At 70.3% G+C, this 7,833-nt stretch carries 7 protein-coding genes and 2 tRNA genes; all 9 read right to left on the reverse strand.

The genetic code is table 11. The annotated features are described in order from the left end of the window. Positions 1-75: 75 nt before the first annotated feature. Positions 76-921 (reverse strand): DegV family protein, encoded by an 846-nt coding sequence (locus EES43_RS08685; RefSeq protein WP_124268194.1) that lies wholly within the window; start codon positions 919-921, stop codon positions 76-78. Between the two features lie 144 nt (positions 922-1,065). Next, complete coding sequence (locus tag EES43_RS08690; protein WP_124268195.1) at positions 1,066-1,905, reverse strand: hypothetical protein; 840 nt, start codon at positions 1,903-1,905, stop codon at positions 1,066-1,068. Positions 1,906-2,086: 181 nt separating this feature from the next. Then, positions 2,087-4,954 carry a leucine--tRNA ligase gene (gene leuS, locus EES43_RS08695; protein WP_124268196.1) on the reverse strand — a complete coding sequence of 956 codons (2,868 nt, stop codon included), beginning with the start codon at positions 4,952-4,954 and terminating at the stop codon, positions 2,087-2,089. 530 nt (positions 4,955-5,484) lie between these two features. After that, positions 5,485-5,557 (reverse strand) — tRNA-Ala (locus tag EES43_RS08705). 165 nt (positions 5,558-5,722) lie between these two features. Next, complete coding sequence (locus EES43_RS08710) at positions 5,723-5,956, reverse strand: hypothetical protein (protein ID WP_124268198.1); 234 nt, start codon at positions 5,954-5,956, stop codon at positions 5,723-5,725. Positions 5,957-5,959: 3 nt separating this feature from the next. Next, positions 5,960-6,148: a hypothetical protein gene (locus EES43_RS08715; protein WP_124268199.1), complete on the reverse strand. Its 189-nt coding sequence runs from the start codon at positions 6,146-6,148 to the stop codon at positions 5,960-5,962. Positions 6,149-6,381: 233 nt separating this feature from the next. Beyond that, a tRNA-Ala gene (locus EES43_RS08720) sits at positions 6,382-6,454 on the reverse strand. Positions 6,455-6,567: 113 nt separating this feature from the next. Further along, entirely contained in the window at positions 6,568-7,221 is a 654-nt protein-coding gene (locus tag EES43_RS08725; RefSeq protein WP_124268200.1) for a histidine phosphatase family protein, read from the reverse strand. Further along, the gene (rsfS, locus tag EES43_RS08730; RefSeq protein ID WP_124268201.1) at positions 7,218-7,649 is read right to left on the reverse strand and encodes a ribosome silencing factor; all 432 of its coding nucleotides are present in this window, start codon (positions 7,647-7,649) and stop codon (positions 7,218-7,220) included. Before rsfS ends, EES43_RS08725 begins: the two co-directional genes overlap by 4 nt. Positions 7,650-7,833: the final 184 nt, after the last annotated feature.

Below are 7,833 nucleotides of genomic sequence, written 5' to 3' on the forward strand. Positions count from 1 at the left end.
GGCTTCCCGGGAAGGCAGTCCAGCCCGGCGGCGCGAGCGGATGTGCCAGATGCGGGGCCGCCGGTCCCGGGACCGTCAGCGCGGCGAGACCACCGCGCCGAGCAGCCCCGGCCCGGTGTGCGCCCCGATCACCGCGCCGACCTCGCTGACATGGAGGTCGACCAGCCCCGGCACCCGTTCGCGCAGCCGCTCGGCCAGCCTCTCCGCGCGGTCGGGCGCGGCCAGGTGGTGGACGGCGATGTCCACGGACGTCCCGCCCGCCTTCTCGGCGACGATCTCCTCCAGGCGGGCGATGGCCTTCGAGGCGGTGCGCACCTTCTCCAGCATCTCGATCCGGCCGCCGTCCAGTTGCAGGATCGGCTTCACCGCGAGCGCGGAGCCCAGCAGCGCCTGCGCCGTACCGATACGGCCGCCGCGACGGAGGTAGTCCAGCGTGTCGACGTAGAAGTACGCGGAGGTTCCGGCGGCCCGCTTCTCCGCCGCCGCCACCGCGTCGTCCACGGTGCCGCCCGCTTCGGCCGTCTCGGCGGCGGCCAGTGCGCAGAATCCCAGGGCCATGGCGACCATGCCGGTGTCGACCACCCGTACCGGAACAGGGGCGTCCTTCGCCGCGAGGAGTGCGGCGTCATACGTACCCGAGAACTCCGACGAGAGATGCAGCGACACCACCGCGTCGGCCCCGGCCTCGGCAGCGATCCGGTAGGTCTCGGCGAAGACGGCCGGGCTGGGGCGGGAGGTGGTCACGGAGTGGCGTTTCCGCAGAGCCAGTGCCAGCGAGCGGGCGGAGATCTCCGTCCCCTCCTCCAGGGCCCGATCGCCCAGGACGACGGTCAGCGGCACCGCGGTGATGCCGTGCCGTTCCATCGTCTGGCGCGGCAGGTAGGCCGTTGAATCGGTGACGATAGCGACATGGCTGGGCATGAGCCGGAGGTTACCCGTCGAGGCGATGAGGCGGCAGCCCGGGCCGGTGCCTCTGATCATCCACAGCCGCTTAGGAAGGCGTCCGGTCACCCCGCGAGCACCGCGCGTTCCGCCCGCAAGCGCCGGTTCAGCACCGACCCGCAGTCAGTTGGTGGTCTCCGGCCGAGTGGACTTCTGCCACGGATAGCCGGTGTGCAGGCGCGGGTCCGGCGCGGAGATCGCCTGCGGCCCCTTGTCGTCCGCCTGCCCTGGCCGTGGCCCGTCGGCTTGCCCTGGCCGGGGCCCGTCGGCCTGTTCCGTCCAGGGTCCCTCCGCCGTGTCGCTCTTTCCCTCGCCGGGTGCCGGTTCGGGCCAGTCCACCCCGCTGTCGTGGCCCGGCGGCGTCCCTGCACCGGGGCCCGGAGGGTTGGCCGGGGCACCGGGGACCTGCGGCTGATCCTCCTGGGTCCAGTGCCGCAGCGCGCCCGCCTCGATGTCGATCTGTGCGTTCAGCGCGTCCAGATCGTCGTCGGCGAACTGCCGTGCCCGGTCGCGCGCCGCCCAGCGCAGTGATTCCGCCGAGTGAGTGATCTGCTGCGTGCGCTCCTTCAGCTGCGGCAGCAGCGAGGCGATCGTCGCCCGGTCCGGCTCGCGCTCCAGTTGCTTCAGCTCGTCGTCGAGTTGCAGCCCGTGGGCGCTCAGCCGCCGGAACAGCGCCAGGGACTCCGAGAGCGACGCGTCCTCCGCCACACCGGCGTGCAGCGCTTCCTGGGTGGCCCGCATCGACGTCCGCAGGGACAGGCGGAGCTGTGCCAACTCCCCCGCCACCCCGGGCTGACCGTAGCTCTTGGCCCGGAGCGTGGTGTCCTCCACGGTGCGCCGGGCCTGCGTGATCGTACGGTCCACACCGCGCTTGGCCGCGCCGACGGCCTTCACCGTGGCGTACACACCCAGCGCGACGAACGCGAGGAAGATCAGCGCCAGGATCGTGATCACGGCTTCCATCAAGGGCCCCTCGGTCTCTGTCTGCGGCTGCCGGTGGCGGTCGCCCCCTCCACCGTAAACGGAACGGGCAGGTCGAGGGTTCCTGCGGAACCTCAAGACCTGCCCGTATCCGAACCCTCGATCCGCCCGTAGGTGATGGCCCTGACAGCGGGCCATCACCGTGAGGAGCGTCTGCCGGCCGTCACGCGGGGACGATGTTGACCAGCTTCGGCGCGCGCACGATCACCTTGCGGATGCCGGCCCCGCCCAGAGCCGCGACGACCGCCTCGTCGGCCAGCGCCAGCGCCTCCAGCTCCTCGTCCGTGATGGACGGGGAGATCTCCAGTCGGGCGCGGACCTTGCCCTTGATCTGGACGACGCAGGTGACGGTCTCGTCGACGACGTACGCCGGATCGGCCACCGGGAAGTCCTGGTGGACGACCGAATCGCCGTGGCCCAGCCGCCGCCACAGCTCCTCCGCCACGTGCGGGGCCAGCGGGGCGATCAGCAGCACCAGCGGCTCGGCCACCGAACGGGGCAGCGGGCCACCCGCCTTCGTCAGGTGGTTGTTCAGCTCGGTGATCTTGGCGATGGCGGTGTTGAACCGCATCCCCGCCAGGTCCTGTCCGACCCCGTCGATGGCCTTGTGCAGGGCGCGCAGCGTGTCCTCGCCGGGCTCGGCGTCGACGACCGTGACCTCGCCGGTCTCCTCGTCGATCACGTTGCGCCACAGGCGCTGCAGCAGCCGGTACTGGCCGACGACGGCCCGGGTGTCCCACGGGCGGGACACGTCCAGAGGGCCCATCGCCATCTCGTACAGGCGCAGGGTGTCCGCGCCGTACTCGGCGCAGATCTCGTCCGGCGTGACCGCGTTCTTCAGGGACTTGCCCATCTTGCCCAGGACGCGGCTGACCTTCTCGCCGTCGTGGTGGAAAGCGCCGTCGCGCTCCTCAACCTCGGCGGCCGGAACGGCGATACCGCGGCTGTCGCGGTAGACGAACGCCTGGATCATGCCCTGGTTGTACAGCTTGTGGAACGGTTCGGCCGACGAGATGTGGCCCAGGTCGTGCAGCACCTTCGACCAGAAGCGCGCGTACAGCAGGTGCAGCACGGCGTGCTCCGCGCCGCCGACGTACAGGTCGACACCGCCGGTGGGCTGTCCCTCGCGCGGGCCCATCCAGTACTGCTCGATCTGCGGGTCGACCAGCTGCCGGTCGTTGTTCGGGTCCAGGTAGCGCAGCTCGTACCAGCAGGAACCGGCCCAGTTGGGCATGGTGTTGGTCTCGCGGCGGTACTTCTTCGGGCCGTCGCCCAGGTCGAGTGTGACGTTGACCCAGTCGGCGTTGCGCGACAGCGGGGTCTCGGGCTGGGCGCTCGCGTCCTCGGGGTCGAAAGTGCGCGGCGAGTAGTCCTCGACCTCCGGCAGCTCCAGCGGCAGCATCGACTCGGGCAGCGGGTGGGCGATGCCCTCCTCGTCGTACACGATCGGGAAGGGCTCGCCCCAGTAGCGCTGCCGGCTGAACAGCCAGTCGCGCAGGCGGAAGTTGACGGTGCCCTCACCGACGCCGTGCCGCGTCAGCCACTCGGTGATCCTGGCCTTGGCCTCGACGACGCCCAGGCCGTCCAGTGAGATCTCGTCGTTCGACGAGTTGACCAGCGTCGCGTCGTACGAGCTGAAGGCGTCGTCCCACGTGGAGGGATCGGTTCCGCGGTCGTCCGACGGCTGGACGACGCAGCGCATGGGCAGCTCGAAGGCGCGGGCGAAGGCGAAGTCGCGGGCGTCGTGCGCCGGGACGGCCATGATCGCGCCGGTGCCGTAGCCCATCAGGACGTAGTCCGCGATGAAGACGGGGACCTTCTCGCCGCTGACGGGGTTCGTCGCGTACGCGCCGGTGAAGACGCCCGTCTTGTCCTTGGCCTCGGCCTGCCGCTCGACGTCCGACTTGGCGGCGGCCTGCTTGCGGTAGGCGGTGACGGCCTCGGCCGGGCTCGGATGGCCGCCGGTCCACACGGGGTGCGTGCCCTCGGGCCAGGCGGCCGGAATGATCCGTTCGACCATCTCGTGCTCGGGGGCCAGCACCATGTAGGTCGCGCCGAACAGCGTGTCCTGGCGGGTGGTGAAGACGGTGATGCCAACCGCGGTGTCGACCGGGAACTCGACCCGGGCGCCCTCGGAGCGGCCGATCCAGTTGCGCTGCTGGAGCTTGATGGCCTCGGGCCAGTCCAGCCCGTCCAGGTCGTTCAGCAGCCGGTCGGCGTAGGCCGTGATGCGCATGTTCCACTGGCGCAGCTTGGCCTTGAAGACCGGGAAGTTGCCGCGCTCGGAGCGGCCGTCCGCGGTGACCTCCTCGTTGGCCAGGACGGTGCCCAGGCCGGGCGACCAGTTGACCGGGGCGTCGGAAGCGTACGCCAGGCGGTACTCGCCCAGCACGTCCGCGCGTTCGGCGGCGCTCAGCGCGTTCCACTCGCGCCCGTCGGGCGTCGGGCGCTCACCGCTCTCGAACTGCTCGACCAGCTCGGCGACCGGCCGGGCCCGGTCGGCCTCGGTGTCGTACCAGGAGTTGAAGATCTGCAGGAAGATCCACTGCGTCCACTTGTAGTACTCGGCCTCGATCGTCGCGAACGAGCGGCGGTTGTCGTGGCCCAGACCCAGCCGGCGCAGCTGGACCTTCATGTTCTCCATGTTGGACTCGGTGGAGGTCCGCGGGTGGGTGCCCGTCTGGACCGCGTACTGCTCGGCGGGCAGCCCGAAGGCGTCGAAGCCCAGGGTGTGCAGGACGTTGTGGCCGGTCATCCGCTGGTGGCGGGCGTAGACGTCGGTCGCGATGTAGCCGAGCGGGTGCCCGACGTGCAGCCCCGCGCCCGAGGGGTACGGGAACATGTCCATGATGAACTTTTTGGGCTTCGCTGCCAGCTCCGGGTCGCCCGCCAGGTCACCGGTCGGGTTCGGCGCCTCGTACGTCCCCTCCGCGTCCCAGAAGTCCTGCCAGCGTGCCTCGATGTCGGCTGCCATCGCCGCCGTGTAGCGGTGCGGCGCGGCCGTCTCGGCTGCGGAATTCGTCTCGCTCATGATCCTCAAAGCTCCATCGATCGTCATCTGCCGGCGCCCACGTCCACGGACCCACGTCCGCGAATCCACGGACCCCTGTCTGCGAACGCACGCCCATACGTCCACTCGTCTACGGACACACGTCTACGGAAACGAAAAATCCCCTCGCACAGGAGGGGACGCCGCGCTGACTCCGACCAGGCGTCCTCACCGGTCGGGACTGTTCAGCGCGGCTCGCTAAGCAGAAGGCCTACGGCACGCATGGCGTCAGGGTACCGCACGCTTCCCGGCCGGAGCGGGGAGTAACCGGCGGGTGGACATCGCGTGCGGCCCCGGACCCGGTGCGGGCCTCGCGCGGAGGGCTCCGCCCCGGATGTTACTCCGCGTAACATCGACTATCGGGGCAACCACGCGCCCGTACCGCCCGGCATGCCGCGTCCCGGTTCCGTGGATCTCCTCCGCCCGGATGCTCCCCGATGCCCCCGAGGTCCGCGGCTGAGCCGTCACGCGGAGAAGCGGACCATCCGATCGGATGGTCCGCTTCTCGACTGTGGAGCTAAGGAGAATTGAACTCCTGACCTCCTGCATGCCATGCAGGCGCTCTACCAACTGAGCTATAGCCCCTTGCTGTTTGCCGCCCGCGTCCTCCTGGCGACATCGAGAACATTACACGGTCCACCGGGTGCTTCACCAAATCGTTTCCGCTCCACACCGGTTTGCCCGGTACTTCCGAAATGCCCACCGCCCCTTCGGGGCGACGCCGTGCGCCCGTCCGGCCGCTCGTCGAGGTCAGGCGGTCGCGAAGGAGTAGAAGCGCTTGAGGGTGCAGTGCTCCTCCAGGAGCCGCCCGTAGATCGGCTCGCCCTCCAGCTCGCGGTACGTCTCGATCGGGTCGCCTTTTATGATCAGCGCCCGCGCGCATTCCTCGCACCAGTACTGGTAATCGGGGTTGACCGGATCCATGTCCCTGACGATGGGCGTACCACTGCCGCACCAGTCGCACTTACGCCTGTGTGCACCCATCAGTCAGCTCCAGCTGTGGCCGCAGGCCGTGCACACGTAGGAGACCCCTCCGTTGTCGCCCAGCATCTGGGCCACATAGGACGAACCGCAGGACGGGCAGTCGAGACGGGATCGGTCGTCGTACGTGACGGACTCGGGAAGCGGAGGGCCGGCGAGGGGCAGGTCGGGAACGTGTTCGCGACTCGCAGGCATCGCGCTCCCTTCCGATCGGTCCGTCGGCCCCTCCGGCGCTCCGATTCTGCCATGGCCCCGCAAGAGCGACAGCCCGCTTCCCGTCCGCCGCCCGCCGGATGGCCGGGAAGATCCGCTCCCGGCCGCCGTCCGGCCTTGCTGGACCCGCTGTGTACCGGAGAACGGGCGCCACCGGGAGAACGGGCGCCGCACGCAAAGGATCCCGCCCCCTGATGGGGACGGGATCCTGATTGTGGAGCTAAGGAGAATTGAACTCCTGACCTCCTGCATGCCATGCAGGCGCTCTACCAACTGAGCTATAGCCCCGTTGTTCGCGCTCTTCCCGCGTTTCCGCGCTGCGAACAAGAAGAACTTTAGCCTGCGACCTGCCGGAAAGTGAAATCCGGTCGGAAGGCATCGGAAGGCTGTCGGGACAGCCCTCAGGCGTCGTCGCCGAGCACCGGCTCCGGAAGCGTCCCGGCATTGTGCTCCAGCAGACGCCATCCGCGCGCGCCCTCCCCCAGGACGGACCAGCAGCAGTTCGACAGGCCGCCGAGCCCTTCCCAGTGGTGCGCCTCCAGGCCCAGCAGCCGGCCGATCGTCGTCCGGATCGTGCCGCCGTGGCTGACCACGACGAGCGTGCCACCGGCGGGCAGCTTCTCGGCGTGCCCCAGGACGACCGGAGCGGCCCGGTCGGCGACGTCGGTCTCCAGCTCACCGCCGCCTCGGCGCACCGGCTCGCCGCGCTTCCACGCGGCGTACTGCTCACCGAACCGCTCGATGATCTCCTCGTGCGTCAGCCCCTGCCAGGCGCCCGCGTACGTCTCGCGCAGCGCGGCGTCGTGGGAGACGGCGAGGCCCGTGACGGCGGCGAGCTCGCCGGCCGTGGCCGCCGCTCGCCGCAGGTCGGAGGCGACGATGGCGTGCGGCTTCAGCGAGGCGAGCAGACGGGCTGCCCGGCGGGCCTGCCCGACGCCTTCCTCGGTGAGCTCGATGTCCGTCGTGCCCTGGAAGCGGCGCTCCAGGTTCCAGGCGGTCTGGCCGTGCCGCCACAGGACGATCTTGCGGCCCCTGCCGCTGCTGCTGCCGTTCAGCTCTGGTCACCTTCCGTGCCGCCGTTGAGCTGCGCGTGCTCATCGGCCTTGCCGCGGGTCTTGACCGCGTCCTCGGGGAGGGCGATCTCGGGGCAGTCCTTCCACAGGCGCTCCAGCGCGTAGAAGACGCGCTCCTCGCTGTGCTGGACGTGGATGACGATGTCGACGTAGTCGAGGAGGATCCAGCGGGCGTCGCGGTCGCCCTCACGGCGCACCGGCTTGGCGCCGAGCTCCTTCTGGAGCCGCTCCTCGATCTCGTCGACGATCGACTTGACCTGGCGGTCGTTGGGGGCCGAGGCGAGCAGGAAGGCGTCGGTGATCGACAGCACATCGCTGACGTCGTACGCGATGATGTCGTGCGCGAGCCGGTCGGCTGCTGCCTGGGCGGCGGCGTTGATGAGCTCGATGGAGCGGTCCGTGGCGGTCACATGCAGGCTTTCGTCGGCGGTCGGATGCGGCCTCTAGGGTCTCACGGACCGCCGACGGCGCTTCACTGCCGTTCCCGGGCCGTCCCGCGGCCCTGCGGCCCTGCGGCCCCGCGGCCCCGCGGCCCGCCGGTCCCGTCGCCCGACCCGGTGCCGCGGCGCGCGCCCCATGCCCCTCCCCGACCCA

Origin of the sequence: Streptomyces sp. ADI96-02 (assembly GCF_003846185.1) — a bacterium.
Taxonomy (GTDB): Bacteria; Actinomycetota; Actinomycetes; order Streptomycetales; family Streptomycetaceae; genus Streptomyces.